This window comes from Raoultibacter timonensis (genome assembly GCF_900240215.1).
GTDB classification, from domain to species: domain Bacteria; phylum Actinomycetota; class Coriobacteriia; order Coriobacteriales; family Eggerthellaceae; genus Raoultibacter; species Raoultibacter timonensis.
In genome coordinates this window covers 1188345-1214773 of record NZ_LT964679.1, presented here as the reverse complement: position 1 = coordinate 1214773, position 26429 = coordinate 1188345, and the positions used below count along the sequence as shown (strand labels likewise).

Annotated in this window: 23 protein-coding genes; 8 read left to right on the top strand and 15 right to left on the bottom strand. The window is 60.5% G+C overall.

The window, feature by feature from the left end:
• Window positions 1-193, bottom strand: a 193-nt coding sequence (locus C1722_RS17115; protein WP_219724277.1) for a hypothetical protein, incomplete at its 3' end; no start/stop codon positions are given.
• A gap of 79 nt (window positions 194-272) precedes the next feature.
• On the bottom strand, window positions 273-1304 hold the full coding sequence (locus C1722_RS05370) for a response regulator transcription factor (protein WP_102378330.1): 1032 nt from the start codon (window positions 1302-1304) through the stop codon (window positions 273-275).
• 464 nt (window positions 1305-1768) lie between these two features.
• Between C1722_RS05370 and C1722_RS05360 the strand changes: the two genes are divergently transcribed.
• On the top strand, window positions 1769-2701 hold the full coding sequence (locus tag C1722_RS05360) for a magnesium transporter CorA family protein (RefSeq protein ID WP_180995049.1): 933 nt from the start codon (window positions 1769-1771) through the stop codon (window positions 2699-2701).
• 87 nt (window positions 2702-2788) lie between these two features.
• Here C1722_RS05360 and C1722_RS05355 read toward each other — a convergent pair whose 3' ends face one another.
• From C1722_RS05355 to C1722_RS05330, 6 genes are all read right to left on the bottom strand, one after another.
• Entirely contained in the window at window positions 2789-3238 is a 450-nt protein-coding gene (locus C1722_RS05355; protein ID WP_102379546.1) for a GNAT family N-acetyltransferase, read from the bottom strand.
• A 485-nt stretch (window positions 3239-3723) separates the two neighbouring features.
• A complete protein-coding gene (locus C1722_RS05350) occupies window positions 3724-5133 on the bottom strand; it encodes a response regulator transcription factor (RefSeq protein ID WP_180995048.1) in 1410 nt (469 codons plus the stop codon).
• Between the two features lie 159 nt (window positions 5134-5292).
• On the bottom strand, window positions 5293-6918 hold the full coding sequence (locus tag C1722_RS05345; protein ID WP_180995047.1) for an FAD-binding protein: 1626 nt from the start codon (window positions 6916-6918) through the stop codon (window positions 5293-5295).
• Between the two features lie 268 nt (window positions 6919-7186).
• Window positions 7187-7924, bottom strand: a complete 738-nt coding sequence (locus C1722_RS05340; RefSeq protein WP_102378325.1) for an AAA family ATPase — start codon at window positions 7922-7924, stop codon at window positions 7187-7189.
• 82 nt (window positions 7925-8006) lie between these two features.
• Window positions 8007-8717, bottom strand: coding sequence for a nitroreductase family protein (locus C1722_RS05335; protein ID WP_180995046.1), 711 nt, complete (start codon window positions 8715-8717; stop codon window positions 8007-8009).
• Window positions 8718-8812: 95 nt separating this feature from the next.
• Window positions 8813-9721 (bottom strand): NAD-dependent epimerase/dehydratase family protein, encoded by a 909-nt coding sequence (locus tag C1722_RS05330; protein ID WP_102378323.1) that lies wholly within the window; start codon window positions 9719-9721, stop codon window positions 8813-8815.
• A 227-nt stretch (window positions 9722-9948) separates the two neighbouring features.
• Here C1722_RS05330 and C1722_RS05325 point away from each other — a divergent pair, with 227 nt between their 5' ends.
• From C1722_RS05325 to C1722_RS05315, 3 genes are all read left to right on the top strand, one after another.
• Entirely contained in the window at window positions 9949-11139 is a 1191-nt protein-coding gene (locus C1722_RS05325; protein WP_102378322.1) for a winged helix DNA-binding domain-containing protein, read from the top strand.
• Between the two features lie 44 nt (window positions 11140-11183).
• A complete protein-coding gene (locus C1722_RS05320; RefSeq protein WP_102378321.1) occupies window positions 11184-13652 on the top strand; it encodes an excinuclease ABC subunit UvrA in 2469 nt (822 codons plus the stop codon).
• A gap of 422 nt (window positions 13653-14074) precedes the next feature.
• Window positions 14075-15841, top strand: a complete 1767-nt coding sequence (locus tag C1722_RS05315; protein ID WP_102378320.1) for a PAS domain-containing hybrid sensor histidine kinase/response regulator — start codon at window positions 14075-14077, stop codon at window positions 15839-15841.
• 50 nt (window positions 15842-15891) lie between these two features.
• Here the strand turns inward: C1722_RS05315 and C1722_RS05310 are convergent, their stop codons facing one another.
• Together C1722_RS05310 and C1722_RS05305 are read right to left on the bottom strand one after the other, a co-directional pair.
• Complete coding sequence (locus C1722_RS05310; protein ID WP_102378319.1) at window positions 15892-16236, bottom strand: TIGR04076 family protein; 345 nt, start codon at window positions 16234-16236, stop codon at window positions 15892-15894.
• 125 nt (window positions 16237-16361) lie between these two features.
• On the bottom strand, window positions 16362-17873 hold the full coding sequence (locus C1722_RS05305; RefSeq protein ID WP_219724276.1) for a helix-turn-helix transcriptional regulator: 1512 nt from the start codon (window positions 17871-17873) through the stop codon (window positions 16362-16364).
• Between the two features lie 293 nt (window positions 17874-18166).
• On the opposite strand from C1722_RS05305, the gene C1722_RS05300 reads away from it, so the two are divergent.
• From C1722_RS05300 to C1722_RS05285, 4 genes are all read left to right on the top strand, one after another.
• Window positions 18167-20491 (top strand): molybdopterin-dependent oxidoreductase, encoded by a 2325-nt coding sequence (locus tag C1722_RS05300; RefSeq protein ID WP_102378317.1) that lies wholly within the window; start codon window positions 18167-18169, stop codon window positions 20489-20491.
• Window positions 20434-20694, top strand: a complete 261-nt coding sequence (locus C1722_RS05295) for a carboxypeptidase-like regulatory domain-containing protein (RefSeq protein WP_180995044.1) — start codon at window positions 20434-20436, stop codon at window positions 20692-20694. Before C1722_RS05300 ends, C1722_RS05295 begins: the two co-directional genes overlap by 58 nt.
• 165 nt (window positions 20695-20859) lie before the next feature.
• Window positions 20860-22293, top strand: coding sequence for an SLC13 family permease (locus tag C1722_RS05290; RefSeq protein ID WP_102378315.1), 1434 nt, complete (start codon window positions 20860-20862; stop codon window positions 22291-22293).
• 93 nt (window positions 22294-22386) lie between these two features.
• Complete coding sequence (locus C1722_RS05285) at window positions 22387-23613, top strand: MFS transporter (RefSeq protein WP_102378314.1); 1227 nt, start codon at window positions 22387-22389, stop codon at window positions 23611-23613.
• On the opposite strand, the gene C1722_RS05280 is transcribed toward C1722_RS05285, so the two are convergent.
• The 5 genes from C1722_RS05280 to C1722_RS05260 all read right to left on the bottom strand — a co-directional run bounded on the left by C1722_RS05280 (window position 23600) and on the right by C1722_RS05260 (window position 26261).
• Window positions 23600-24598, bottom strand: coding sequence for an FAD:protein FMN transferase (locus C1722_RS05280; protein WP_102378313.1), 999 nt, complete (start codon window positions 24596-24598; stop codon window positions 23600-23602). The two genes, C1722_RS05285 and C1722_RS05280, sit on opposite strands and share 14 nt — an antisense overlap.
• A 160-nt stretch (window positions 24599-24758) precedes the next feature.
• On the bottom strand, window positions 24759-24902 hold the full coding sequence (locus C1722_RS05275) for a zinc ribbon-containing protein (RefSeq protein WP_102378312.1): 144 nt from the start codon (window positions 24900-24902) through the stop codon (window positions 24759-24761).
• A gap of 12 nt (window positions 24903-24914) precedes the next feature.
• Entirely contained in the window at window positions 24915-25109 is a 195-nt protein-coding gene (locus tag C1722_RS05270) for a hypothetical protein (protein WP_102378311.1), read from the bottom strand.
• A gap of 233 nt (window positions 25110-25342) precedes the next feature.
• Complete coding sequence (locus C1722_RS05265; protein WP_146040607.1) at window positions 25343-25675, bottom strand: transporter; 333 nt, start codon at window positions 25673-25675, stop codon at window positions 25343-25345.
• 145 nt (window positions 25676-25820) lie between these two features.
• Window positions 25821-26261: a universal stress protein gene (locus C1722_RS05260; protein WP_102378309.1), complete on the bottom strand. Its 441-nt coding sequence runs from the start codon at window positions 26259-26261 to the stop codon at window positions 25821-25823.
• Between the last annotated feature and the right edge of the window lie 168 nt (window positions 26262-26429).

The window sequence follows — 26429 nt, the reverse complement described above, 5'->3', positions numbered from 1 at the left end:
GTCGGATGGTCTGCAAATCACGTCCACGCTCGCAGCTGGTTTTTTGGGCAAGCTTGTGATCAGGTGTTATTGAGCGGTTGAAAGACAAGAGCGTTCCTCTGCGCCTTTCGGCCGCAACACAACGAGCAAAATCCTGCATTTCGGAAACCCCCGAGCGCTCGAAGCGTTCACTGCATCGGTTTTCTGAGTCCATTCGTGCAGCGGAGCTTCGACAGGGGCCGTGGTAGTGGGCTGCGGCTTGCGGTTCGAAGGCGGGAGGGGCTCGCTGCTGCCTAGCGGCCCTCTCCTTCCTCGCCCGCATCCTCGAACAGCGCGGCGAGCTCTTTCTTGCTGTGTACGTCGAGCTTGGCGTAGATGTGCTGGATGTGGGCCTTGAGGGTGCCGCTCGCGATGACCAGCTCGCGCTCGATGGCCTGGTTCGACGTTCCCCGTGCGAGCAGCCGCAGGATCTCGTCCTCGCGCGGCGAGAGGCGATAGCGGCGCGCTATCTCGTCGCAGCGCGCGGCGACGAGCTCGGTGCGACGGCTCTCTTCGGCCAGATCACCCGTGTCGAGCAGGCGGATGCCCCATCTTGAGGCGAGCTCCTTTTCGGAGAGCAGAATGAAGGTGCCCACGAGCACGAGCATGATGACTGCAACCATGAGGACGGTGTCTTGCGTCTGCATGGGCAAAGGAGACGTATCGAGCAGGGAGGCGAAATCGTTTCCCCATATCCTGAACAGGTAGGCCGCCTTCTCCACGCCCATGAGCGCGATGATGGCGATCCCCATGCGCTTCGAGAGGTCGAACAGCAAAAGCCCCAGCAAGAGCCCCGTCAACGTCATGCCCATGGAGATGAGGTATCCCGAGGCGACGTTTCCGAGGATCCCCTCCATGGGGATGAGGAGGAATCCGCACACCATGAGCAGAAGCGGCGAGCGGTACAGGGCGCTGATGGGCAGTTTTCCCGCGCATAGGCAGACTATCATGAGTCCGCCGGTGACAAGGGCGGTCGAGAGGGACGAGTGCATGCCCGCCCCGCCGACAGCCATGAGATGCTGCTCGCGCAGCCCGTAGGCGAACATGTAGATGGCATAGAGCGCCACGAGTTTCCAGGGGAACGTGTAGCGCGGCCACGTTCGGTTCGGGCGGCCCGAGGCGGGTGCGGTTTTGTAGGCGAAGGAAACGCACCATACGGCGATCATGGGCAGGAGGAAGAGCGCCAGTTCGAGACGTTGCTGATCGAGTCCTTGGCAGAAGTAGGCCAGCGGGACTGCGATGAATTGAGAGGAAGCCCAGTATAAAAGGATGCGCAGAAGGCTCAAAGGAACGAGTGCCTCGGCNGAAGCGCTCGAACGGGGGTGCGAGGGGTTTTTCCGCGGCGATTCGTCGCGGAGCGCCGCCGCGTCCGTTGCGCACTACGGCATCGGGCTCTCTGCCGCATCCGAGGCAGCGCATGCGCACGGCGGGACGGTCGAGCTTTCCAACAGGACAGACGAGGCGGGGCGCATCGTCGGCGCGCGCGTTATCATGAGCATTCCCTGCTCAAGCGGGGGTCCGCTTCGGGTGTGAGCTCATAGGTTTCGCATCGAGCGGACGGCGTGCCCGTCATTTGGTCGACGCCGCGCCTGAAAAACGTAAGAATGGACTATAATCGAATATCGGAGGCGCTGCGCGCTTCGCCGAACGCATGGCTCGCCGCGCCGATGTGCCGGGCTATCGTATGCAAAGGAGTGTGCTTCGTGACAACCGTCGACGTATCCGCCCGCCTGTTGCGAGGTGTAGGCGCATGATCGAGTACTTCCGCACCGATGAGCACCGTTCGCTCAAAAAGATCGACAAGGAGGAGCCCGGCTGCTGGGTAGCCGTGTTCGAGCCGACTTCCGATGAGCTCTCCCATGTGCGCGCCGAGTTCGGCTTCGCAGAGGAGGACGCTCTCGCCGCGTTGGACCTTGAAGAGGTCTCGCGCATCGAGGACGACCACGGCTACGCCATGTTTATCCTCGACACGCCGGTGCGCGACCGCTCGTCCAACGAGCGCAGCTACAAGACCATCCCGATCGCGCTGTTCGAGACGCCACAGAACGTGGTGACCATCTGTTCGGTGTGCAAGATACCGCTTATCGACCAGCTCAAGGCGTCGAAGGAGCTCTCTCCGACCGAAGACGTGCATGCGTTTGCGGCCGACATCCTCATGGCCTCGTCCTCGGCCTACTTCATGGCGCTGCGCATCATCAACCGACGGCGCGCCGAGCTCACGTCCACGACGAAGCGCCCTTCGCGCAAGGCGCTTGAGGATCTCTACGTGCTCGATTCCTCACTCGTGTACTTCAAGACATCGCTCGTCACCAACGATGCGATCTTCGAGAAGTACCTGCGTCGGTCGCCCTTTCCCACTGAAGACGACCGCGGCCGCTTCGACGACGTGCTGATAGAGAACCGCCAGGCGCTCGAGACGACGCGGATATACTCCGAGATCCTCGATTCCACGATCAACCACTTCAGCCTGCTCATGGAACACGATCTGAACCGCACGATGCAGGTGGTGGCTACGGTAACGCTTGTGCTGTGCATACCCACGGCGGTGGCGGGGTTCTTCGGCATGAACCTCTTGGGCATACCCCTTGCGGACTACCCCTGGGGCTTCGCCGTGGTGGCCGGCTGCACGACGCTCGTCGCTCTGACGCTCCTGTTCGCGCTGAAGAAGCTCCGCTGGTTCTGACGCCCAAGCGCACGGATGCAGGATGCCTGCGGTCGCCATCGTTTGCGGGCGGGTGCGGGTGAGGGCTCGCTCGGTTCGGGCGGGCGGTTAGACGTCTTTGCGCAGGTAGACCATGTCTCGCAACTGGACGCCGTCCTCGAACATCGGGTGGTCGTAGTTGTCGATGAAGAAGTTCTCGTCCCTGTGCGATATGCGAAAGCCGCATCGCTCGTAGAACCTCAGGATCTTCGGCACGTCGCCTGTGCCGACGTACATGGTTTCGAACTCGCCCAGGTACCGACCGGACAGGTAATCGACCATAGCCTTACCGTAGCCCTTGTTCTGGTGCTCGGGATAGGTGGCGATGTTCTTCAGCTCGCATTCCTCCGCGTTCAACGCAACGACCACCGCAACGCATTTGACGCCCTCGTCGTCGAGGACGAAGAGAGAGCCGTCGTCGAGGTACCGATCGATCATGTCTTCCTGCTCGTCGGCGAGCAGCAGCAGATCGAGATACTTCTTCTTGTTCGCGGTTACTTCGGCAATTCGGTAGTCCATATCCTGCCCTTCTGAGGTTTCGGCCTGCGGGTGCATGCTGAATGCACGATGCAAGTATAACCCGTAGCGGTGAATGAACGTTATACGAGTCCGGTTCGGCTGCCGTTTCGGGATTTTCTCTTTGTTCTCGGGCGAACCGTTGCGCTCGAAAGAGCACACAGAGCCCGTTCGCGGGTTTTTTACCGAAGTGTTGCGGTTGCGCCTACGAAAGCGGTCGGATGGTCTGCAAATCACGTCCACGCTCGCAGCTGGTTTTTTGGGCAAGCTTGTGATCAGGTGTTATTGAGCGGTTGAAAGACAAGAGCGTTCCTCTGCGCCTTTCGGCCGCAACACAACGAGCAAAATCCTGCATTTCGGAAACCCCCGAGCGCTCGAAGCGTTCACTGCATCGGTTTTCTGAGTCCATTCGTGCAGCGGAGCTTCGACAGGGGCCGTGGTAGTGGGCTGCGGCTTGCGGTTCGAAGGCGGGAGGGGCTCGCTGCTGCCTAGCGGCCCTCTCCTTCCTCGCCCGCATCCTCGAACAGCGCGGCGAGCTCTTTCTTGCTGTGTACGTCGAGCTTGGCGTAGATGTGCTGGATGTGGGCCTTGAGGGTGCCGCTCGCGATGACCAGCTCGCGCTCGATGGCCTGGTTCGACGTTCCCCGTGCGAGCAGCCGCAGGATCTCGTCCTCGCGCGGCGAGAGGCGATAGCGGCGCGCTATCTCGTCGCAGCGCGCGGCGACGAGCTCGGTGCGACGGCTCTCTTCGGCCAGATCACCCGTGTCGAGCAGGCGGATGCCCCATCTTGAGGCGAGCTCCTTTTCGGAGAGCAGAATGAAGGTGCCCACGAGCACGAGCATGATGACTGCAACCATGAGGACGGTGTCTTGCGTCTGCATGGGCAAAGGAGACGTATCGAGCAGGGAGGCGAAATCGTTTCCCCATATCCTGAACAGGTAGGCCGCCTTCTCCACGCCCATGAGCGCGATGATGGCGATCCCCATGCGCTTCGAGAGGTCGAACAGCAAAAGCCCCAGCAAGAGCCCCGTCAACGTCATGCCCATGGAGATGAGGTATCCCGAGGCGACGTTTCCGAGGATCCCCTCCATGGGGATGAGGAGGAATCCGCACACCATGAGCAGAAGCGGCGAGCGGTACAGGGCGCTGATGGGCAGTTTTCCCGCGCATAGGCAGACTATCATGAGTCCGCCGGTGACAAGGGCGGTCGAGAGGGACGAGTGCATGCCCGCCCCGCCGACAGCCATGAGATGCTGCTCGCGCAGCCCGTAGGCGAACATGTAGATGGCATAGAGCGCCACGAGTTTCCAGGGGAACGTGTAGCGCGGCCACGTTCGGTTCGGGCGGCCCGAGGCGGGTGCGGTTTTGTAGGCGAAGGAAACGCACCATACGGCGATCATGGGCAGGAGGAAGAGCGCCAGTTCGAGACGTTGCTGATCGAGTCCTTGGCAGAAGTAGGCCAGCGGGACTGCGATGAATTGAGAGGAAGCCCAGTATAAAAGGATGCGCAGAAGGCTCAAAGGAACGAGTGCCTCGGCGTTGAGCAAGACTATCAGAAGAAACCCCGCTCCACCTGCGATCGCACCGCACAAGGAGAGGGGCGCAGCCGTTTCGGGCAGGCGAGCGGCCGCGAGCATGCAGGTGGACGCGATGAGGCACAAAGCGAGCGCCAGCGGTTTCGCCCAGCGGCTTTCCTGCAAAGGCGCGATGCGGCGCGCTGCGAGCGCGACGGCGATGCCGACGAGCGCGTAGGAGTAGTCGAAGAACACGTGGGGGTTGAACGGGATCGCGGCCGACGCTATTGCGGGTTCGGCGAACAGGAGCGTGAGCCAGGTGCGGGCGCAACCGAGTGCGAACATATAGGGAATCATCTGCTCGAGATGATCGATGCGCTTCATGCTGCTTCCTTCCGCTTGGTGGTAGACAACCATGCTACCAGAACGGGAGGCGAAGGCGTTGGCGGGCTTCGCGGTCGCGTCCATGGGCGCTGACGAACAGCGGTGCCGCCGCGGGAGGGCGGCGGCACCGGGAGGGAAGACGTGCGGTGGTTCCAGACGCTAGAGGCCGGCTACGTATCTGCCGGTCGCAAAGCCCGTGGTGATGGCGCGGCCGACCGAGAGGCCCTCGATGTCCATCGGATAGTTGCCGCCGCCGAAGAAGCGACCGGAGGCGTTGCCGACGGCGAACAGGCCCTCGATGGGCTTCCTGTCAGCATCGAGGCACTGGTAGTTGCCGTCGACCTCGAGGCCGTCGAGCATCGCGTCGATGTTGTTCGCACCGCGGGGAACGGCGTAGCAGGGCGCTTCGATGGGGGTGAGGTATTCGGGGCGCTTGCCGAAATCCTCGTCGGCCCCCTTGGCGACAAGCTCGTTGTAACGTTCGATGGAGGCCACGATGGACTCGACGGTGTAGTCGTGGTCCCAAGGCTGCTCGTTCGCGTAGTCGATCATGGCCTGGGCAAGCTCCTCGAACGTATCGCCGTGAATCCACTTCTCGGGATCGACCTTGCGGTAGGCGTTGTTGGTCGAGATGTCGTAGGGGGCAAGCGCGTCCCATTGCTCGTAGTAGTCCTGCCAGTTCGAGGGCACGATGCTGAAGAACTTGGTGGCGGTTGAATCCTCGAATCCGGTTTCTGCGAGGTACTGCTTGCTGAACTCGTTGAGGTAGCCCATGCGGCAGCAGCCCTCGTCCATGAAGCGCTCTCCGTGGCGATCGAGGAACAGAAACGGCATCTCGAAACGTACCGGTGCGCCTTCGCCGTGCACCATCTTGGTGTGGCTGGGAGCGCACATCTGCGCGCCCGCTCCCATGGCGGCGCACAGTCCGCTGCCGTCGCGGAACAGGATGGCCTGATGGAGTCCCTTGGTGTCGGGTGCGTAGAAATCGAGCATCTCGCGGTTGCCCACGTAGTCGCCCGTGGCCATGATGATGCCCTTCGACGCCTTGAACAGAATGTGTCCCTCGTCACCTTCGCCGATGACGCCCGTCACGCGATCGCCTTCCTTGTAGAGCTGCACGCACGGGGTGTTGAAGAAGAATTCCGCTCCGCGCGAAGCGAGGGCGTCGCCGATGACGAGCGCTGCGGCCTGATGGGCTCCCTCGATATGGAAGTAGGTGTTCGCGTGCAGGTAGAAATCGTATCCGTTGTAGGTGAGGCTGTAGTCGTAGGGTTGCGATTCGATGCCGCCCTTGGCCGCCTCCTCCTCCCACCAGGCGAGCGCTTCTTGGGAGTTGCGCGCCCACACCTCGACCACGTCGCGGTTCGAGCGCCAGTCGCTCTTGTAGTTGATGAACGAGATGCAGGCTTTGATGCCGGCCTCGTCGGTCTTGTCGAGATCGAGCGCGGCAGCCATGTTACCCGCCGTCTGCACGGTGTTGATGTTCTGCACGCAGGCTACGCTCGCACCCGCCTCGAGCGCGGCATGGACGGCGGACAGCCCCGATTCGCCTGCGCCGACGACCACGACGTCGAACTCCCTGGTGTCGGCGAATTCGGTGATGGGCTCGGGCTGCTGCAAGAACGCCGGATAGCCCTCGCTACCCGATGCCGCTGCGGTTCCGCTTCCGCTTCCAGCGGATGCGGCGGGTGCGCAGCTTGCGAGCGCGGTGGCTCCGAGGGCGCCGACGGCGGTGAGACCGCCGAACTTGAGAAGGTCGCGGCGCGTGACTTCCATTTTCGACATGATGGTATCCCTTCCTTGATGATTGCATGCACGGCATCGCGGGAATCGTTTCTGCGGATTCGGCGATGCGGGACATAGCTTGTGCCGAGGAAGCGGGCAGCGCATCGGGCGAACGCGTAAAATCGGGTTAAATGTTTAACCCGCGGTATAACCCAAGACATCTACCTGCGGTTTTGGAAAGAGCGAAAAGGGAGCAGATTCGGTGGGAATGCAAGCAGGCGCGACCAACACGGCTGAAATCTAGCGCATATCGCCTCCGTTGCGTTTTCTACAACCGGGAAAACTCGTCTATTGCTCTTTCGGGATCTTCGATGAACCTTTGAAGGACGGTCCATTCGAGGGATTCTTTGGGATCGATGCGTGAAATCTCGTCATCGAACTGGAACGCCTCCGAATCGGGCGTGCACAGGAGGATGGGCGAGTGGGTGGCGATGACGAACTGGGAGCCTGCGCCGACGAGCCTCTTTATTTCGCAGAGAAGCGCGATCTGGCCGATTTGCGACAACCCGGTTTCGGGCTCGTCGAGGATGTAGAGGCCGTTGCCCGCGAACCTCCGCGATACGAGCGCCAGGATGCCCTCCCCATGCGAGCGGCGGTGGAGCGAGCGGCCTTCGTAGTACCTCTTGTCGTCTTCGAGCTCGTCCATTGCCGTTATGAGGTTGAACATGGTGTCGGATCGGACGAAGAAGCTGTCGCTCGGTCGGCGAAGCGAGCGCTCGATAGCCAGGTAATCGTGGAGCTCCGAATGGGTCTTTTTGACGGAGAACAGGTAGTTGCGGGAGCCTCCTTCGGGGTTCATCCCTAAGGCGATGCTGATCGCTTCGAGCAGGGTCGATTTTCCCGTACCGTTTTCTCCGCAGAAAAAGGTGACGGGTGCATCGAGATGCAAGGTGGTCAGACTGGACAGGGATGCTACGTTGAAGGGGTAGACGGCGGTGTCCGGCACCTCGTTCCATTTGATCGAGATGGAATCGATGAAGTTGGTGGGGATGGCGCTGTCGTCCATGATGCCGTCCTTGCAGCGGATACGTGCTTTCTCGGGCGTACTCAGGTGTGCTCGGTATATTCTACTCCAGTTTCCCGGGGTGCTACTCGATAACCCCGAACGGCAGATAGCCCGCTTTGCTCGGGATGCCCGCATCGCGAGCAAAGGCGAAATCCCCACCCGCTTTTTTGCATGCTAGGGCGTAGTGGCACAGGCCGATGCCCATATCGATATCCGAAAGCTTGTAGGCGAGCGAGATGGGCGGCTTCAACTTCTTTTCGTACACGAGAACCCTGTCGCCCTGCTTCTCGAAGTACCACGGCTGGGTGTTCATGCCCGAGGGTGCGAGGTGGGCCGCCTGTATGCACGCGTCGTCGGGGGCGTTCGTCATATCTTCGATGGGCTGGCGCTTGAACTGGTCGATCGTGCGGTGAACCGATTCGGGGCAGTTTCCGAAGGCGAGTACGATGATGTCTTGGTTCGTGTCCGAGGTTTCGGTGTCTTTCGAGGATCCGAGCCAGACGCAGCCGATGTCCATGGCGTCGAACCAGAGGGCGAGCTGCTCGAACAGGAAACCGGCGGCTTCCTGTTCGCCGGGTGCTCCGTTTCCGCTTGCAACGAGGTAGTGCGGCGCCTCGACGCGGAAGCGGCCCTTGACCTTTTTGGTGAAGCGATGCTCGAGCTCGACGGTGGGATACAGGTGGTCGAAGCCCTCGATTGCCCGCTCGATTTCGTCCATGGCTTCGCGACTCAAGGGTTCCATGTCGTATTTCCGACATGATTTGCGCTGTGCGATCGAGGCATATAAATCCATGGCGAACTCCGTAACGTGGATGGGAACATTGTGCATACCCTTATGGACAAGGTCATTGTACAGCAGCTTTTCGCAAGAGCCGTCTCGGTGGCTTCTCATGATACGGGGCTGTAACCTTCGCCTGAAAGGCGGTCGTGCGTTCGGAATGCGTCCTCGAGATGCTTTTCGACGAGCGGAAACAGGTATTCCCTGACATTCGAGAACGCAAACCCGAGTCGTTTGGCCTTGTCGGTGTTGATGCTGTAGGATGGTTCCCCGTTGTAGGGAGCCGCCTCGCCCGAATCGCTGAGAATTGGGCGCTTACCCGTCTTCTCGTATACGAAACCGAACACCTCGTTGAGCGCGATGGTGCCCTTGGAGGCCGCATTGACGCCACCTGTGCAATCACGGTCTGCAAGGAAGGCGAGAAATCGAGCTGCTTCGTCGCGCGAAATGAAGCTCATCTGCGAGAACTCGTTGTCTACGTAGAGGGGGTCGCCTGAAACGGCATGCTCGATGTAGAAGAGCAGCCGCAGCGTATAGTCGTCGTCCCCGATGACGAAGGGGAAGCGGACCGCAAGCGCCGGTATGCGGCCGTATGCCTGGAAAAGCGCTCCCTCGGCTTGTCGCTTGCCTTCAGCGTAGGAAAAGCCGGCCCGTTCGCCCCAGGATACGGGTTGTGCCAAGGGGTCGAAGTCGGTCTCGACCGTGTTTATCTTCTTGTCGTATACGGCGGTGCTCGATGTGAGGATGTAGCGATCCGTTCTCACGGTATCGAGCAGACGGCGAACGTCGTTCGACGCATAGGCTATATTGTCGTACACGAGATCGTAGTCCGCACCGCCGAGCGCATCGCGCACGCTGCGGGAATCGGTTCTATCCAAAGCGATCCTTGTAACGCGGCCCCCGAACGGGTCGGGCATCTTTCCGCGTGTTGCCACGGCGACGGTATGGCCTTGGCCGAGCAGCTCCCAGACGAGTTGCTTTCCGAAGAACCGTGTGCCTCCAACGACGAGGATATTCACCTGTGCTCCTTAGGCGCGATAGGCAATGGAATCCACTGGCAGTCGATGTCTATCATTCTATAGCGAACTTCTGGCGTCCGGCTCGACGTTTCTCTTTCGAGCGAGGTCGCCGTTCGACGGTTTCGCCGAGCGCGGGCGGCTTCTCATATGCCCGCTTCCGCACTGCCGCAGTGGTAGAATCGGGATAACTGCTCGGATGGCTGCGTGCTGAACGGGGTTTAAGCGATATGGATACCGTCGAAGCGAGTGCGGCTCGCAACCATAGGCTTCGCGCCCATCATTTGGACGGGCGCGTACTGCTCGGGCGCGTCGAGGAAGTCGTCGGTGCGTGCGGCGTGCAGAACTCTCCGCCCGGCGCTTGGGAAACGGCTCTATGGAACCGCGTGGAGAACTGCACGCTCGGTGCGATTCGCGAGGCTCTGTACGAACGGAAGAGCCTTCTCCAGGCTTGGAGCTACCGAGGCGCTCCCGTCGTGTTCCCGACCGATCAGAGCGATGTGTTCCTTGGATCCCTCATTGCCCGAGCGGGCGAGGACCCGTGGATCTACACCTTGGGAATCACCGGTGCGCTCGACCATCTGCAGATGCCGTTCGACGATCTTTTTAATCGGACGAAAGCGGCGGTCGGGTACCTCGACGGACATACCGTCAGAAGCAAGGAAGCGCTCGATGCGACGATCGCCGAACTGATTGAGAGGGATCTGCCTTTCGATCGGAAGGCGCGGTGGAGAGATCCGTCGATGTACGGGGATCCCGAGCGGCAAACGGTTGGCCAAGCGGCCGTCTCGTTTCTGCTGAGGCCGTGTTCCTTTTCGTCGCTCGTGGTGTTCGGCGAGCGGCAAGAGTCGAGCCCGACCTTCACTTCGTTCGAGAATTGGATCGGGCATGCGCCGGATCGCATACCTGATGCGGATAGGGAGCTGGTTCGCAGATTCGTGCATTGCTACGGTCCTACCACGCTCGATAGCCTGAGGGCTTGGCTCGGTAGCTCGCGCAAGCAGGCACGGCGCTTGTGGGAGGCCGCTTCCGAAGAAATGGAGCCGGTTCGGTTCGAGGGAAAAACCTGTTTCGCGCTCTCGTCGGACAGGGAAAGCCTGCTTGACGCATCGGATTGCACTGCGCGGCTCCTCCTCCTTGGGGCTCATGATCCGTATCTCGATCTACGGGACCGAAACGTCATCCTGCAGGACAGGTCGCTTCAGAAGCTCGTGTGGAAGTACGTCGGCAATCCCGGGGCGATCCTCGATGGCGGCAAGGTCGTCGGCATATGGAAGACGAAGGCGATCAAGGGGAAGATCGACGTGTCGATGACGCTTTGGGACGATACGCCGCACGTGAAACGAAAGCAGCTCGTAGCCCTTGCCGAGCAGTATGCGGCATTCAGGTCATTGGAGCTGCGAAATTTCCAACTGAGGTAGGGGTATAATAAGCGGCTATCGTTGAACGGCAGTCGGGAGTTGCAATGCGGAGCATCCACATCCAGAATGCGACCGAGGGAAACCTCAAGCACGTCTCGCTCGAGATACCCAAAGAAAAGCTCGTGGTGTTCACCGGGCTCTCGGGATCGGGCAAATCGACGCTGCTCGTCGACGTGCTCTTCAACGAGTGCCAGCGCCAGTACCTCGAAGCGATGAGCATGCAGGGCATCCAGAAGCCCCGCGTGGAGCGGATTCGCAATGCGTCGCCCGCTATCGTGATATCCCAAACCGACAACAATAGAAATCCTCGCTCCACGGTCGGTACGGCAAGCGACGTCTACACCGATCTGCGCATGGTATACGAGAAACTCGGCGTGCGCCAGTGCCCCCATTGCGCACGGACGATATCGGCTGCCGATTGCGTGGAGGAAACCGAAAAGATCGACGGCGATTTCTACGTGTACATGTACTGCAACCTGTGCGGGAAGCGGATGGACAAGGTGACCCGAACCGAGTTTTCGTTCAATACCGAAAGCGGGGCATGCCCCGCATGCGAAGGCCTCGGGCGGGTTTTCGCCATCGATGAGGAACACGCGGTCGATGAGAGCCTGTCGCTTGCGGGGGGTGCCGTTTCCTTTTGGGAGCACAAGTACAAAGAATACCAGATAGGAGTGCTCTTCCAGGCTTACCGTGCGCTCGGTGTGCCCATCCCTGAAAACGTAGCCGTTGCGAATTTCAGCGATATTCAAAAGGACATCCTTCTGAACGGGGTGGGCAGCGACGGCGTTCGACGGGCGTTTCCCGATACCGAGATCCCGAAATCGGTTGCGAGCGGACGGTTCGAGGGCGTCTATCCGATGCTGTGGAGAAAGCTCGCCGAGAAGGGCGGCGACGCGAAAAAGCTCGATCGGTACTTCGCCTCCCAAGTGTGCCCGACCTGCCACGGGGAGCGCCTCGGCGATCTCGGTCGCTCGATTACCGTGGAAGGCGTGCGGCTGCCCGAGCTTTCGGGGGTGTCGATCGAGGAGCTGTTCGCATGGGTGAGCGGGCTTTCGGAAACGCTTGACGAGCGCCGGCGTAGCCTTGTCGAGGATTACCTTCTCGATATAAAAACCAAGTTGCAGAGGTTTTTGCGGGTGGGGCTCGGTTACCTTTTCCTCGATCGGCAGATCGTTACGCTTTCGGGAGGCGAGCTGCAGCGCGTGCGCCTTGCGGGTGTGCTCGATTCAGAGCTTTCGGGGATCATATACATACTCGACGAACCGACTGTCGGTCTTCATCCCAAGGATACGGCGGGCATGGTCGCCGTGTTGAAGAGCCTGCGGGATCTCGGTAACACGGTGCTTGTCATCGAACACGATACCGATGTGATGCGGGAGGCCGATTACATCGTCGATGTGGGTCCCGGATCGGGGGTGCGTGGCGGTGAGATCGTGGCTTTCGGCTCGCTTGAGCAGATAGAATCCGCGCCGCGATCCGCTACGGGGCGTTGGCTTCGCGAGGCCCATCCGGCCAAGAAGGCCTATCGGAATCCCGCTCAGCGTGCCGTTCGGGTGAGAAACGCAACGCGTTTCAATCTGCGCGGCATCGACCTCGATATCCCGCGCGGTTGTCTCACTTCCGTAACCGGCCCCTCGGGTTCGGGCAAATCAACGCTGGTTTTCGAGGTTATAGCCCGCGGCGATCGCGAAGGCGACGAGAACGCGGTGGACGGATGCGCGCAGTTCGACCGGATGGTGGTGGTCGGCCAGGCGCCGATAGCGAAGATGAAGCGCTCGAACGTGGCGACGTATTCCGAAGCGTATGCCGACGTGAGAAAGGTGTTCGCCGCTACCGCTGATGCGAAGCGCCTCGGTCTCGGCATCAAGCATTTTTCTTTCAATACGCCGGGCGGCCGCTGCGAGAGATGCGAGGGACTCGGCTTCGTGACCAGCAACATGATCTTCTTCAACGACATCGAGCTGCCGTGCCCGGCATGCCAGGGGAAGCGCTTTTCCGATGAGGTGCTTTCCGTTCGGTTCGGGGACCTCTCGATCAGCGATGTGCTGGATCTTTCCGTCGAGGAAGCGGCCCGGGTCTTCTGCGATCATCCGCGGATCGCCCGCACGCTCGGCCTGCTCGACGAAGTGGGGCTGGGCTATCTTGCGCTCGGCCAATCGCTCACGACGCTTTCGGGCGGCGAATCGCAGCGCCTCAAGCTGGCCAAGGAGCTAATCGGCATGCGGCGGGGCTCGAACGACCTGTATCTGCTCGACGAACCGACGACGGGCTTGCATCCGCAGGATGTGAACCACTTCTTGACGCTTGTCGACCGTCTGATCGACGCGGGGGCTACGGTGGTCGTGGTCGAGCATAACGCCCAGGTGATCGAACGCAGCGATTGGGTTATCGACCTCGGCCCCGAGGGCGGCGATAAGGGCGGATCGGTCGTTTTCGCAGGGACGCCGGCCGATCTGCTCGAATGCGATGCGAGCGCAACGGCACGCTGTTTGCGCTCAGCCAACGCGCGCTGAGCGTTCGTACGTGCGTTGGTTGCGATTCTCCGCAGCCGACTGCGCGATGTTGTTGGCTGCGGCGGACTCCGACAAGCGCGGTGCACGTACACCGCGAATGCGGGGTTGACGACCCCCGCTGCGCAGGCGAACCCAGCGCCACATGTCGGTTTTCTGACAGTTGCCGGAGCATCTCCCCTTGTTGGATAATTCTGTTACCATACGCAATAAGGTAATATATGATCAGGCATTAATTGAATGCTTGATGAGGACGATCTCAAGATTGAGGGAAAGCAAGGGCCGATGGAAGAAAACCTGGTGATGGGTACTCCTGTTGCAATACTCTTGGCGGTCGAGCCGGCAATGAGGCCGCCGTCCGGGCCGTTCGGCGGCACAGCGCTCTAAAGAGGGTTTTGCGGGAAGGAGATGCGGGAGTGCACCGTATGCGAATCCTCATAGCCGTTGCCCTCGGGGCCGTTCTGCTCGTCGGCGTGTTCGCTGGCTATACCGAGCTAGTCGAGCGGGTGGTGTACGACGAAAGCGTGTTCGCCATCGCCGCACTCGTCGGCGTGTTCGCCGTACTTGCGCTTGCGGCGATCCTGTTCGTGGTCGACAAAAACAAGAAGAGACTCAACGCCAAAGAGCTCGAGATCAAGTATCGCGAGCAGTTGTTCGGCATGCTGGTCGACAACACCGATGACATATACATCATGTTCTCGCCCGAGGGGTTCGCGGTGGAGTACGTGAGTCCCAACATCGAGAAGCTCCTCGGCGTTTCCGCAGATGATGTCAGGCACGACATTCGTGCCCTCGTCGATTCGGCGGTCGACCCGTCGTGCGATCCGGCGGCGGAAGATATTGAATGCCTCGGCGAAGGCGAGTGCCTCCAGATCGACCGCGAGCGCATCCGTAAAAACACCGGGGAGCGCCGATGGTACCAAGAGACGTTGTACCGAGAGTCCATCAACGGAGTGGACAAGTACATCCTCGTGCTTTCCGACAGGACGAGGGAGGGCATGAACAGCGCCCGGCTGGAGCAGGCTCTTGCCATAGCCCGCTCGTCGAACGAGGCAAAAAGCCTGTTCCTCGCGAACATGTCACATGATATCAGGACCCCCATCAACGCCATTGTGGGCATGGCGAGGATCGCGCAGGAAAGCGGCGAGGCGAGCGAGAAGGTCGAAAGCTGCCTGCATACCATTATGCTGTCATCCCAGCATCTGCTCAACCTCATTAACGACGTACTCGAGATGTCGCGCATCGAAAGCGGGCAGATGTCTTTGCAGGAAGAGCGATGCACGCTCGATGCTATCGTCGAGGGCGTCGAGGCCATTATCCGCCCGCAGGCTCAGGCGAGAGGGCAGAAGATGCGCATCGATTGCTCGAGGCCGTCTCATCGGGAGTATACTGGCGACGAGCTTCGCATCAGCCAGATCCTGCTGAACCTGCTGTCGAATGCGGTGAAGTATACGCAGGAGGGGGGTGCCATCGTTCTCGATGTGAGGGAACTCGGGCAGGCAAGCCCCAGCTACGCTAAGATCAAGTTCACGGTTTCCGACAACGGGATGGGCATGCCCGAGGAGTTCGTCGAGAGGATATTCGAGCCGTTCGAGCGCAGCAGACAGGCGTCAAGTTCGAAGATACAGGGAACGGGACTCGGCATGTCGATCACCAAAGCTCTCGTCGATGCAATGGGTGGAACGATCGAAGTCGACAGCAAGGAAGGTGTCGGAAGCGTTTTCTGCGTGACCCTCGATCTGAGGATAGCGGTTGCCGGCGAGGCGGAACAGCCGATCGACGGTCCGGCTTCCGAAGACGAATACGACTACGGGGGAAAGCGGTTCCTTCTCGCCGAAGACAACGAGCTCAATGCAGAGATATTGATCGAATTGCTCGGACTGCGGGGGGCGGAGGTCGAGTGGGCCGAAAACGGCGAAGAGGTTGTTCGGATGTTCGCGGAAAAGCCCGCAGGGTACTACGATGCCGTGTTCATGGACGTGATGATGCCGATTATGAACGGATACGAGGCGGCTCAGGCCATACGGGCGTCGGACATTGGGTGCGCGCACGACGTCGCGATCATCGCATTGACGGCGAATGCGTTCGCCGAGGATGTGAAGGCGGCTCTGGACGCAGGGATGGACGCCCACGTTGCCAAACCTGTCGATCTCGAAGATCTCGGCCGCGTTTTGTGCAGGCTATGCGGCTAGACGGGCTGCCGGTTGGGCGCATCGGCTAGGTGGGCTGATCGACGAGGCCGCTAGCGAACGGGTTCGTAGCCGATGGCGGACTCTTCGTCGGTGGCCTCGAGTTTGAAGATGACGGGACGTAGCCCGTCGTTGCAGCTGCAGATGGCGACGCCGGGCGTGCGAATCCAGTCGCCGTAGTAGAACGTGCCCGCATCGGCACCGTGCGCGAGCGCGAAGGCGTATTGGTAGAGAGCCTTCCATGCTTCGTCACAGAACCCTTCGGGTTTGGCGTAGTCGGCGTAGTAAATCTGCCCGACCTCATGCATGGGGCACGCCTTAAGGCCTTCGGCGCCGTACTCGGCGGCAAGCTCCTCGTCGAGCGTGGTTTTGAGAACCGTTATCTTCACCTTGTTCATGCGTTCGTCCTCTCGGTCGGATCGTCCCATTGTAGACGATGCCGGACTGTGCGCTCGGAAATGAAACGAGTGCGGTGTTCCATAGGTCTGCGGCTTTGCCAAAGCGGTTGGAATCGCGTGCTTCGCTAAACGCCCTCGGTAGGCGGAGCGCTCCGATTGCCCGATCTGCTCGCGTTGTTGTCGACGGCATCGATGAGCAGCTGTTGCGAGTTGATGCCCATTTTCTGATAGATGCGGTAGATGTGGGTTTTCACCGTCGATGAGCTGATGCAGAGTTTCTCCTGGATGTGCTTTGCGTTGCGTCCCTTTGCGAGCAGGTAGAATATCTCACCTTCCCTCGGCGATAGGTCGAAGGCAGCGATCACCTCGTCGCAGCGTTGGTAGAAGTGCGAGGGGAGCTTTACGAACGATTCGGCTTCGGCGGGCGAGCTTTGATCGGTCAAAAGGCCGTTGAGGAACTCCTTGTTTCTGCCGTCGTTGCCGTTGTAGATCGAGAATGCGGTTACGACGATTCCCGCCATTATGACGATGACGAAGTTGAATACGACGGCATGCTCGGGGATCGCCGTACCGAGGACGAACGCGACGAAGGTTCCCACGAGGAACCCGAACCAGCGCGGCACCTGCCGCTGCGCGTAGCGATCGACGGGATGGAGCTGAAACTCGGCGTTCTCGATGCAGGAGTTCCCTCTGATCAGAAGCGAGCTGAACGCGAGCGCGTTGTTGACCAGGCACCCGCAGAAAACCTGCCCCGTCTCCCCGACCAGCGGCAGGAGCAGCAAACCCACCACGATGACCGGCAGTGAAACGCGTTGGATGAAGCTGTTGTCGAGGTCGATCTTCGGCTCGTAACGCGAGAACAGGAGCGCGGCGATGCTTCCGATGATGCCGCTGCCGCCGACGATGATGGCGGCGGTCGGGCTGATGAAGAACATGCACGCCGTTATGAATCCGTACAGAATGCCATGCGCTCCGACTGAAATCGAAGCAGCTGCGCTGAGCGCTGGCGCGCGACGATAGTTCTTGACGGGCAGGATGCTGGCTTGCGGAAGGTTTTTGAACGAGAACACGAGGAGGGAAAGCGAGAACATGGGGATAAGCGTGATCGCGAACAGGCTGACGGACGCCGGCGAGGCGCTTGCCGCGATAACGAAGATGAGCGTACCGAGGCAGGCGCCCGCGGCTATGGTCGAGAGGGTCCGCCGCGTGGGCAGCAGGCTCAAGTAGGTGCACCAGATGAGATCGAGGATGCCGCTTCCGATGCCGAACAGCACCCACGAGACAACCGACAAGGGCACGGGAATCGAGAAATACCTGCCTCCGACGGCGTTAGCGACTACCGCGAGCGAGAGCACGGTGCTTATCACCGCCACTTTCACTCGGTTCTCGAAAAACCAATCGGCGTTGAGCTTGCAGGCGAAGTAGGTGAGTACGAGCGCGCCGAGGCTTACCAGCCTGAGGATGAAGGCGTCGGGTATGTCGGTATAGGTGAGGAGCACCGTAGCGGGACTGAAGGCGCCGATGAGATCCCATCCGATGAAGCAGCCGAAGCCCAGACTGGCAATGAGGTAGGTGTTCAGGAGGTCATGGGAGGTAGGCTGTGCCACCGATGCTTGCTGAACAGGTGTTTCTTGCATAGGAAACCCACTTTCAACCTTCTGGTACGACAAGATTATACCTGCAAAAACCCTTTTCAACATTACCACCCGACACAGGATATGGCTAGAAAGATTTACGCTTTCGCTCAACGAAAGGGCGATTGCGTGCGGGCGGGGAATCGGATGCAATCGGCCTCGACATCCGGGGAAGGAAAGCCGGAAAGGGGGTAGAGCGCGGGGCTTTTCTTACGTTTCGGGATGCTTCTTTTCGTATCCATCCGACGTTGCCGCCGTTGCCCAAGCGAACGGTCGGCGAGGAAAAGTGAGGAGATATGGCAATAAACGCAAAAGGTACTCCTATCGTGAAAGGCCTCGGGTTCAACAGCTTCGGCATCGGAACCAACGCCTGCTCGGTCGACATCGACGAGGAGAACGACAAGATTCTCCGCATCAGGCCCTTCCACTTCGACGAGCATTACACACCCGAGGATCTGAACGCCTGGAAGCTCGAAGCCCGCGGCCAGACGTTCGAACCGGGGTTCAAGACGCTGATCTCGCCGTTGTCCCTCTGCTATAAGAAGCGCGTCTACTCCAAGAACCGCATACCCTACCCGCTCAAGCGCGTCGACTGGGATCCGCACGGCGAGCGCAACCCGCAGAACCGCGGAACGAGCAGCTACGTGCGCATCTCGTGGGACGAGGCGGCGGCCATCACCGCCGAGGAGATCAAGCGGATCCACGACGAGTACGGCCCGTACTCGATCCTCTGCGAGCTCGACGGCCACGGCGAGACGAAGTTCGTTCATGCGCCGCACGGCTGCCAGAGCAGGATGTTCGACCTCATCGGCTCCTATACCTTGCAGACGCGCCAGCCCGACAGCTGGGAGGGCTGGTACTGGGGCGCCAAGCACATCTGGGGCATGGATCCGCTCGGGCAGCAGTCGCTTCTGAACAACGTCATCAAGGACATCGCCGAGAACGGCGACGCGGTGCTGTTCTGGGGCTGCGACGTCGAGACGACCCCGCTCGGGTGGGGAGGGTATCTTGCGAGCCGCCTGTGCTTCTGGTTCACCGACCTCGGCATCAAGCAGATCCACATCTCGCCCGACGTGAACTACACCAACGCGGTGCACGCCGACAAGTGGATCCCCGTGAAGCCCAACACCGATGCGGCCCTCCAGCTGGCCATCGCCTACACCTGGATCACCGAGGACATCTACGACAAGGACTACCTCGACACCCACGCGGTCGGCTTCGACCACTTCCGCTACTACGTGCTCGGAGGCGAGGACGGCGTGCCGAAGACCCCGAAATGGGCCGAGAAGATCTGCGGGATTCCGTCCTATACCATCAAGGCGTTCGCCCGCTACTGGGCAAAGCACGCCGTGTCGATCGCGCACTGCAACGGCGGCTCGTTCATCAGGTCGTGCTACGCTCACGAGCCCGCCCGCCTCGAAGTGGCGCTGCTCGGCATGCAGGGGCTCGGCAAGCCCGGCGCCAACCAGTTCAAGTTCATCGAGTGGACGCTCTACGGCATGCAGACCGTCACGCCGCTGCCGCCCTCGTCGGAGATCCCCGATTGCAGCCCCGCGTATCGCGGCTGGTACCGGAGCTTCCCTGAGAGCTTCATTCCCAAGACCATGATCCCCGAGGCGATCATGAACCCGCCCGTGCAGTGGTACGGCCACATCGGAGCGGGCTTCCCGCGCGAAGACCAGTTCACCGGTCCCTTCACGTTCCCGCTCGAAGGCAACGAGCGCCTGCATATGATCTGGTCCGACACGCCGTGCTGGGAGACGTGCTGGAACGGCGGCAACGAGATGCAGGAAGCGCTGCGCCACGAGAGTATCGAATTCATCATCATCCAGCATCCCTGGATGGAGAACGACTGCAACTTCGCCGACATCATCCTGCCCACGAACACCAAGTTCGAGACCGAGGACATCGGAACCGACTCCGACAACGGCCAATGGAACCTCGTGTACTTCGAACGCCAGGCCATCAAGCCGCGCCTCGAGTCCAAGTCCGACATGGAAGCCGTCGGCGAGGTGGCCAAGGCGCTCGAGAAGTTCGGCGGCATCTACGAGAACCTGTTCGACCGCTACATGGGCGGCAAGACCTGCGAAGAGTACATCCAGGCGGGCTTCGAGAACACAGGAGCCGCCAAGAAGATGACGTTCGAGGAGTTCAAGGAGAAGCAGTACTACCCGTTCCCGACCATTGAGAACTGGGAGGACATCCCCGCAGGCTTAAGCGAGTTCTACGCCGATCCCGAGGGCCATCCGCTGCAGACGCCGTCGGGCAAGCTCGAGTACTACTCGACCACGCTTGCGAGCATGTTCCCTGACGACAAGGAACGCGGCCCGGTTCCGCACTGGATCGACGAAGGCGCGGGCCATCAGGAGCGCCAGTACCTGCCGCGCGGCAGGAAGTACCCGTTCCTCATCGTATCGAACCACCCGCGGTGGCGCGTGCATGCGAACCTCGACGACGTAACCTGGTTCCGCGAGATGGAGGAGTACGTGAAGGTGACCGGTCCCGATGGCTACAAGTACGAGCCGGTGTGGGTGAACCCGGTCGACGCCGGTGTGCTCGGCNCGTGGCGGGCGTCGCCGTCGACCTCGAGGCCGACGAGGTGGTCGTCGGCGCTGCGGTGACCCTCGAGAACCTCGCGGACGGCACGGTCGTCGCCGCCGAGACCGACGAGTTCGGCGACTTCTGGTTCGACCAGGTGGCCGCCGCCCCCTACCGCGTCTACGTCGAGGCCGAGGGGTACCTCTCGCGCATGGTCGAGACCGACGCGACCGACGAGGACCGGAACGTCGGCGTGGTCGAGCTGTTCAAGAACCAGATCGGGTAATGAGTTTCTGCCTGCCGCCTACGGGCGGCAGGGCTGCTGGATCCGGGGATCTTCCGAGATCGTCGGACCGTATAAGAGCCGATCGCCGCTCGGTGCAACGGGCCCGGCCGAGCGGTGTAAGGGGATATCACATATGCCGGTAGTTGCTTTCTGAAAGGAAGACAAATGGCACAAGAAATGGTAACCAAGTTTTTCAGCAAAGAGGGGTTTTTAAACAAGAAGGGCGTTGGCATCGTTCTTGCGGTTGCGGTACTCGTGATCGCCATGTTCGTTCCCGCAACGCCCGAGCTTTCCCGCGAAGGCATTATGGCGATAGCGACGCTGCTGTTCGCCGTGTCGCTGTGGGTATGCGGAACGTTTCCCGTGGGCGTCACGGGCATTCTCGCGCTCGTGGTCGCCGTGGTCATCGGTGCGGCAACGTATAAGACGGCCTTCGGCGGATTCAGCGCATCGGTCGTCTTCTACGTTATCGCGATCTTCTCGCTGCCCGCGTTGCTCCTTAAGACCGAGTGGGGCGTGCGTCTGGTGAACAGGATATTCAAGATCACCGGCGAGAGTTCGGAAAAGCTCATCCTGGCGTTCATGATCGGTACCGCACTCGTATCCACCATCATGTCCGACGTTCCTGCGGCGGTTCTGTTCATGGGCATTTCCTACGTTGTTTTAAGGGCGGCGGATGCTCAGCCCGGAAAATCGAACCTCGGCAAGTGCATGATGATCGCCATCCCGATCGCCGCGGTTATCGGCGGCGTCGTCACGCCCGCCGGCAGCTCGTTCAACGTCGTGGCCATGGGTCTCATGCAGGAGCTGACCGGACAGACCATCAGCTTCTTGAACTGGATCGTCGTCGGCCTTCCGATCGCCATCCTCTGCATTCCGCTCTGCTGGTTCTCGATCGTCAAGATCCTCAAGCCCGAGCCGATCGAATCGTCGGCGTTCGATAAGCTCCGTCAAGCCGCCGATGAGGCGGGCAAGCCCAACTCGTTCGAAATACGTGCTCTCATCATGATCCTCGCGCTTCCCCTTCTCTGGATTCTCGGCAGCTGGATTCCGATCCTCAACGTTACGACGGTGGCAATCATCGGTCTCGGTATCATGTTCTTCCCGGGCATTAACCTTCTTACGTGGGAAGAGTTCTCTGCGCAGGTTCCGTGGAGCATCATCCTCATGGTGGGTTCGGTTCTTTCCATCGGCGGCATCTTCTCGTCGACCGGCGCCGATCAGTTCGTGACGAACATGTTCATGAACAGCGGCGTTACTTCGCTTGACTTTACGTTGTTCCTGCTGGTAACCGTTGTATTCGTCTATCTGCTGCACACGATCGCACCGGTAGGCGCGGCCATCATCAGCTTGTTCCTCCCGATCCTCATCGGCATCTGCGTATCGCTCGGCGTTTCCCCGGCCATTCCGACCATGCTGCTTGCGTTCATCGTTGCGGGCAACTTCCTGCTTCCCGTCAATCCAACGCTTATCGTCACGTACGGCGAGGGCTACTACACCTTCGGCGACATGTTCAAAGCGGGTGTGATCCCGGCGATCATCTTCTGCGTCTGCATGGTGCTGTGGGTCCCGTTCATCGCGGGCGTGCTGGGACTGTAGCCGCGGCTAAGCACAGGCAAGTTGCAGGAAACGTATGCAGAAAAGGGCCTTCGGCGCATGCCGGAGGCCCGGACTGCGCGATGAGGAGAAGGTTTGAAAAGCAAATCGAAAAAGTATCAGAACCACGTACTGGTCGCGATCGTCGTCGTGCTTGTGGGCATTGCGATCGCGCTCGGGCAGTTCAAGGTGCCGTCCGTCATGCCGGCCATCATGGAAGAATTCTCTATGGATGTCGGGTCGGCTTCGTGGCTTATGTCCATCTTCACGTTCGCAGGAATATTCCTCGCCCTGCCCACCGGAGCCCTGGCATGTAAGTTCGGACCGAAGAACATGATGATAGCCGCAGTGGCCATCATCGCCGCCGGCACGCTCATCGGCGCTTTCGCCACCAGCGGCAGCATGCTCGTCTTTTCGCGCGCCATCGAGGGCATCGCGCTCGTGTTCTGCGGAGTGGCGGCTCCGCTCGCCATTCAGCGCTACGTCGCGCCCGACAAGATCGGGTTCGCGATGGGCGTTTGGGCTCTGTGGTTTTCGCTCGGATCGTTCTTCGGCGGCGTGCTCACACCTGCGCTGTTCGAGGCTATCGGCTTTCGGGGCGTGTGGTTCTTCATGGCTGCGGTTGCCGTCGTTGCGGGCGCGGTCCTGTTCTTTCTGCTTAAACCCTCCTCGGGCACCTTCTTCGAAGCGGTTGAAAGGGCGAGCGCTCAAACGGGCCCCAAGGCAAAACCCGACTACCGTCTGCTTGTGAAACCGCGGGTGCTGCTTGTGCTCGGGAGTTTTCTCATGTTCAACATGGTGCTTCTTTCGATGCTGTCGTTCTCCCCGACGTTTCTGCAAAGCCAGGGTATGGATGCCGGCCAGGCGGGGTTCGCGAGTACGCTTCCCATGCTCATCGCCATCGTGAGCTCTCCGGTGTTCGGCATGCTCGCCGATAAGACGGGCAAGGTGCGTCTGCTCTCGGTGGTGGCCATGCTCGCGATGGGACCCTGCGCCTGCGCGCTGTTGACGACGACGGGCCCGGTCATGTGGATCGCCGCCGTCGTCATGGGGTTGGTGGGCCTCGGATCGCCGACGATGTATTTGACCGTCTATCCCCGTGCCGTCGGCGACGAAGCTGTTATGCCGGTGGCTATGGGGCTCTTGATCCTCGTCCAGAGCCTCGGGCAGTTTCTTGGCACCGCGCTTATGCCGCTCGTCCTCGAAAGCGGATGGATGGCGATGGGCCTTACCGTAATGGTGCTCGGCCTGGTGGGTGCGGCCTTGCTCGCTTTCGTGAATCTGAGGGGGAGCGGGGAAGAGGCGGAGTCTACAGTTCGATGAAACCCTCGAGCCCGCTCGATCGCACGATCGAGCCGTCGTCGAGCACGAGCAGTGCTTCGATGCCGCAGGTGCGTTCTACGAAATCGAGCGCATCTGCGGAGCCGAGCGCGAAGACGGTTGTGGAATAGCCGTCCCCGTCGAGCGAGCGTTCGGAAACGATCGAGGCTCCCGCGATGTCGGTTTGCACGGGGTAGCCCGTTTTCGGGTCGAGGATGTGGTGGTAGCGGATGCCGTTCTTTGTAAAGCAACGTTCGTACAGGCCGCTCGTAACCACCGACCCCTGAGCGATCGGAACGGCGCCGATGAGCGTCGAGGGGGCGGCGGGGTTTCTCACCCCGATAGTCCAGAGCTTGCCGTCGGGCTTCGAGCCGAACGTCATGACGTTTCCGCCGAGGTTGATGATGGCGTTGGAGAATCCTTGCTCTCGCAAGAGGTCGCACAGGTCGTCGGCTATGAACCCCTTCGCCGTGCCGCCGACGTCTATCGAGGCGGCCGGGTCTTTCAACTGGGCCCAAAAGCCCGTTTCGTCTTCGGCGATAACCAGTGCATGCCAGTCGACGTGGGCGAGCGCATGTTCGAGCTCGTCTGGCTCGGGCACGGTTTCGTCGGCGAAATTCCAGAGCCGGCACACCGCGCCCATCGTAATGTCGAAGACGCCCCCGCTCGCTTCGCAGTAGAAGAGGCTCGAAGCGAGCACCCTATGGGTATCCCGTTCGATGGGAACCGCCTCGCCCGCCGATTCGTTGATGCGTACGATGTCGCTTCCGGCGAGGTGGCGCGAGAGCAGGCGCTCGAACGTCCTGCAACGTTCGACGGCGGCGGCGAAGCCGCGCCGTAGGACGGATTCGGCAAGGTCGCCCGGATACGTTTGAAGCAAGATTTCGGTATTGAAGGCGAAGAAGCTGCACGACCAAGCGCCCTTGGCGTCGGGCCCGGTAACGCTCACCGAGTCTTCGAGGGGTATGTCGGTCAGTAGTTGCTGCATGGGTCGATCATACCACTATGTTGCGCCGACGTTTTCCTTGTGACGCGAACGCACGGTTTCCGGCGATGAAAAAGGGCGCTTCCTGGGATTGGGTGTGGTGGGAAGCGCCCTTCGGGAAATGCCGCGCGGGGTGACGCGGCCGAGTGGTTGCAACTCGAGGTCAGTCGACCTTCGTGTACTCGCTGTGCATGCATGCGGGGCATGCCGGCAGCTTCTCGTCGTCGCGGTAAAGATGCACGAGGAAACCGCATTTGGTGCAGCGGTAGGTGCCTTTGCCGGGCGTCTCGCCGGTTTTGTAGATCATGGGGTCCTCCGTTCAGCCCTGCGAAGCCCATTCGTGGTATTTCCGCAGCTTGTAATCGGTTACGGCATCGATGACGGTGTAGAGGTACGTGTGGATGTCGTTTACTTCGCGCTCCTCTTCCATTGCGTTGTCTAAAATGATGCGTTCGACTTCCGCTTTGCTTTCATCGCTGGCGAGAATTCTCAAGAAATCGTTGAAGTCCTTCATGGTGTATCACCTCGTTTTCGCATCAATCATAGCAGCTCGGAAGGCGTATCCGTTGTCGGGAAGGAAACGGGGAAGATACGGTTGGATGAACTGAAAGCAAGCTCGCTGCGACGTTGTTTGCGGCGACGGCCGCACCGGAGGACTGGTCGATGCCCGAGGATCGGGTAGGGCGTTTGCCTGCGCAGCAACGAGAATCCGCTTTCGAATCCGCATCGTGCGCTTCCGATGCGCGGCTATTTGCTCCTGAGGAACTCGAAGAACGCGAACGCGATGGAGACGATGGTGAGTACCGAAACGATTAGCTGCGACATGCCGGTTGCATAGTCGACCTGCTCGGGATCGATGGCTCCGAGTACAAGGTAGTAGCAGCACCAAACAAGCCCCTGGGCAAGGATGAAGAACGTCAGGTATTTGGCGACGTTTGAGGCCTTTTTCTGAAACGCAGCGGTGCGTTTCACCTGCTTTTCGCTGTAGGTCGGTTTCTTGGCGATTTTGGCCGCGCCTAAGGAGAAGCCGATGATGATGCCGAGCGATAGGGCGAGGCAGATGGTGTAGGCGAGCTGCATGGATTCCTTTCGGGTTTGCCGGTACCGGCCGAAGTTGCAGTTAAGGAAGATGATGCCGCGAACGGCGTCGAAAGACAAGCCCCTTTCAGGTCGGGGCTCATTTGCTTCCTGCAGGTGGGCGCGCTCGGCGCGGCGGGTATTCGGGTTAGCGCATGACGAGAACGGGAACCTCGGATTCGGCGAGGACGGCCGAGCTCACGCTGCCGAGCATGCTCATGACGGCGCCGAGGCCGCGCGATCCCATGACGATCAGGTCGCACTCGTGCGCTTCGGCTACGTGGACGATTTCCCTTCGCGGCGTTCCGACGCGCATCATGACCTCGACGATGTCCTTGAAGTCCTTCGTTATCGCGGCGATTTCCTGCGCGACGGCGGTTGCGTCGTTGTCTTCGAACGCTTCGGTGTCGCTTGCCGCCATCATGCTGCCTGCTTCGAGCATCGGCTCGACGCCTCGATGGGTTGCGACCACGTGCAGGACGATGATCCTGTTGGCCATATCGTGATCGACGAGATCGAGGGCTGCTGCGAGGGCTTGTTTTCCGTGCTCCGAGCCGTCGTATGCGACGAGTATCTTGTGGTAGGGCATGAAGCGCTCCTTTCGGTTGCCGGATCTTCGGAAAAGCTTAGCAAACGGACGTAAAAACTACGTGTCGTATCGGTTACGGTTTGTGCTTCGTCCGTGCGTTCGGCTGCGTTTTCGGTAGCGCAGCACTCGGCACCGTGCGGGGGAACGGTACGCGCATGAGGTTTGCTT

What these genes read in the sequence shown, in the direction of transcription:
- C1722_RS05360 (WP_180995049.1), top strand. Translation starts at nt 1,769, where the DNA reads ATGATCGAGTACTTCCGCACCGATGAGCACCGTTCGCTCAAAAAGATC.
- C1722_RS05355 (WP_102379546.1), bottom strand. Translation starts at nt 3,238, where the DNA reads ATGGACTACCGAATTGCCGAAGTAACCGCGAACAAGAAGAAGTATCTC.
- C1722_RS05350 (WP_180995048.1), bottom strand. Translation starts at nt 5,133, where the DNA reads ATGAAGCGCATCGATCATCTCGAGCAGATGATTCCCTATATGTTCGCA.
- C1722_RS05345 (WP_180995047.1), bottom strand. Translation starts at nt 6,918, where the DNA reads ATGTCGAAAATGGAAGTCACGCGCCGCGACCTTCTCAAGTTCGGCGGT.
- C1722_RS05340 (WP_102378325.1), bottom strand. Translation starts at nt 7,924, where the DNA reads ATGGACGACAGCGCCATCCCCACCAACTTCATCGATTCCATCTCGATC.
- C1722_RS05335 (WP_180995046.1), bottom strand. Translation starts at nt 8,717, where the DNA reads ATGGATTTATATGCCTCGATCGCACAGCGCAAATCATGTCGGAAATAC.
- C1722_RS05325 (WP_102378322.1), top strand. Translation starts at nt 9,949, where the DNA reads ATGGATACCGTCGAAGCGAGTGCGGCTCGCAACCATAGGCTTCGCGCC.
- C1722_RS05320 (WP_102378321.1), top strand. Translation starts at nt 11,184, where the DNA reads ATGCGGAGCATCCACATCCAGAATGCGACCGAGGGAAACCTCAAGCAC.
- C1722_RS05315 (WP_102378320.1), top strand. Translation starts at nt 14,075, where the DNA reads ATGCGAATCCTCATAGCCGTTGCCCTCGGGGCCGTTCTGCTCGTCGGC.
- C1722_RS05310 (WP_102378319.1), bottom strand. Translation starts at nt 16,236, where the DNA reads ATGAACAAGGTGAAGATAACGGTTCTCAAAACCACGCTCGACGAGGAG.
- C1722_RS05305 (WP_219724276.1), bottom strand. Translation starts at nt 17,873, where the DNA reads ATGCAAGAAACACCTGTTCAGCAAGCATCGGTGGCACAGCCTACCTCC.
- C1722_RS05290 (WP_102378315.1), top strand. Translation starts at nt 20,860, where the DNA reads ATGGCACAAGAAATGGTAACCAAGTTTTTCAGCAAAGAGGGGTTTTTA.
- C1722_RS05280 (WP_102378313.1), bottom strand. Translation starts at nt 24,598, where the DNA reads ATGCAGCAACTACTGACCGACATACCCCTCGAAGACTCGGTGAGCGTT.
- C1722_RS05275 (WP_102378312.1), bottom strand. Translation starts at nt 24,902, where the DNA reads ATGATCTACAAAACCGGCGAGACGCCCGGCAAAGGCACCTACCGCTGC.
- C1722_RS05270 (WP_102378311.1), bottom strand. Translation starts at nt 25,109, where the DNA reads ATGAAGGACTTCAACGATTTCTTGAGAATTCTCGCCAGCGATGAAAGC.
- C1722_RS05265 (WP_146040607.1), bottom strand. Translation starts at nt 25,675, where the DNA reads ATGCAGCTCGCCTACACCATCTGCCTCGCCCTATCGCTCGGCATCATC.
- C1722_RS05260 (WP_102378309.1), bottom strand. Translation starts at nt 26,261, where the DNA reads ATGCCCTACCACAAGATACTCGTCGCATACGACGGCTCGGAGCACGGA.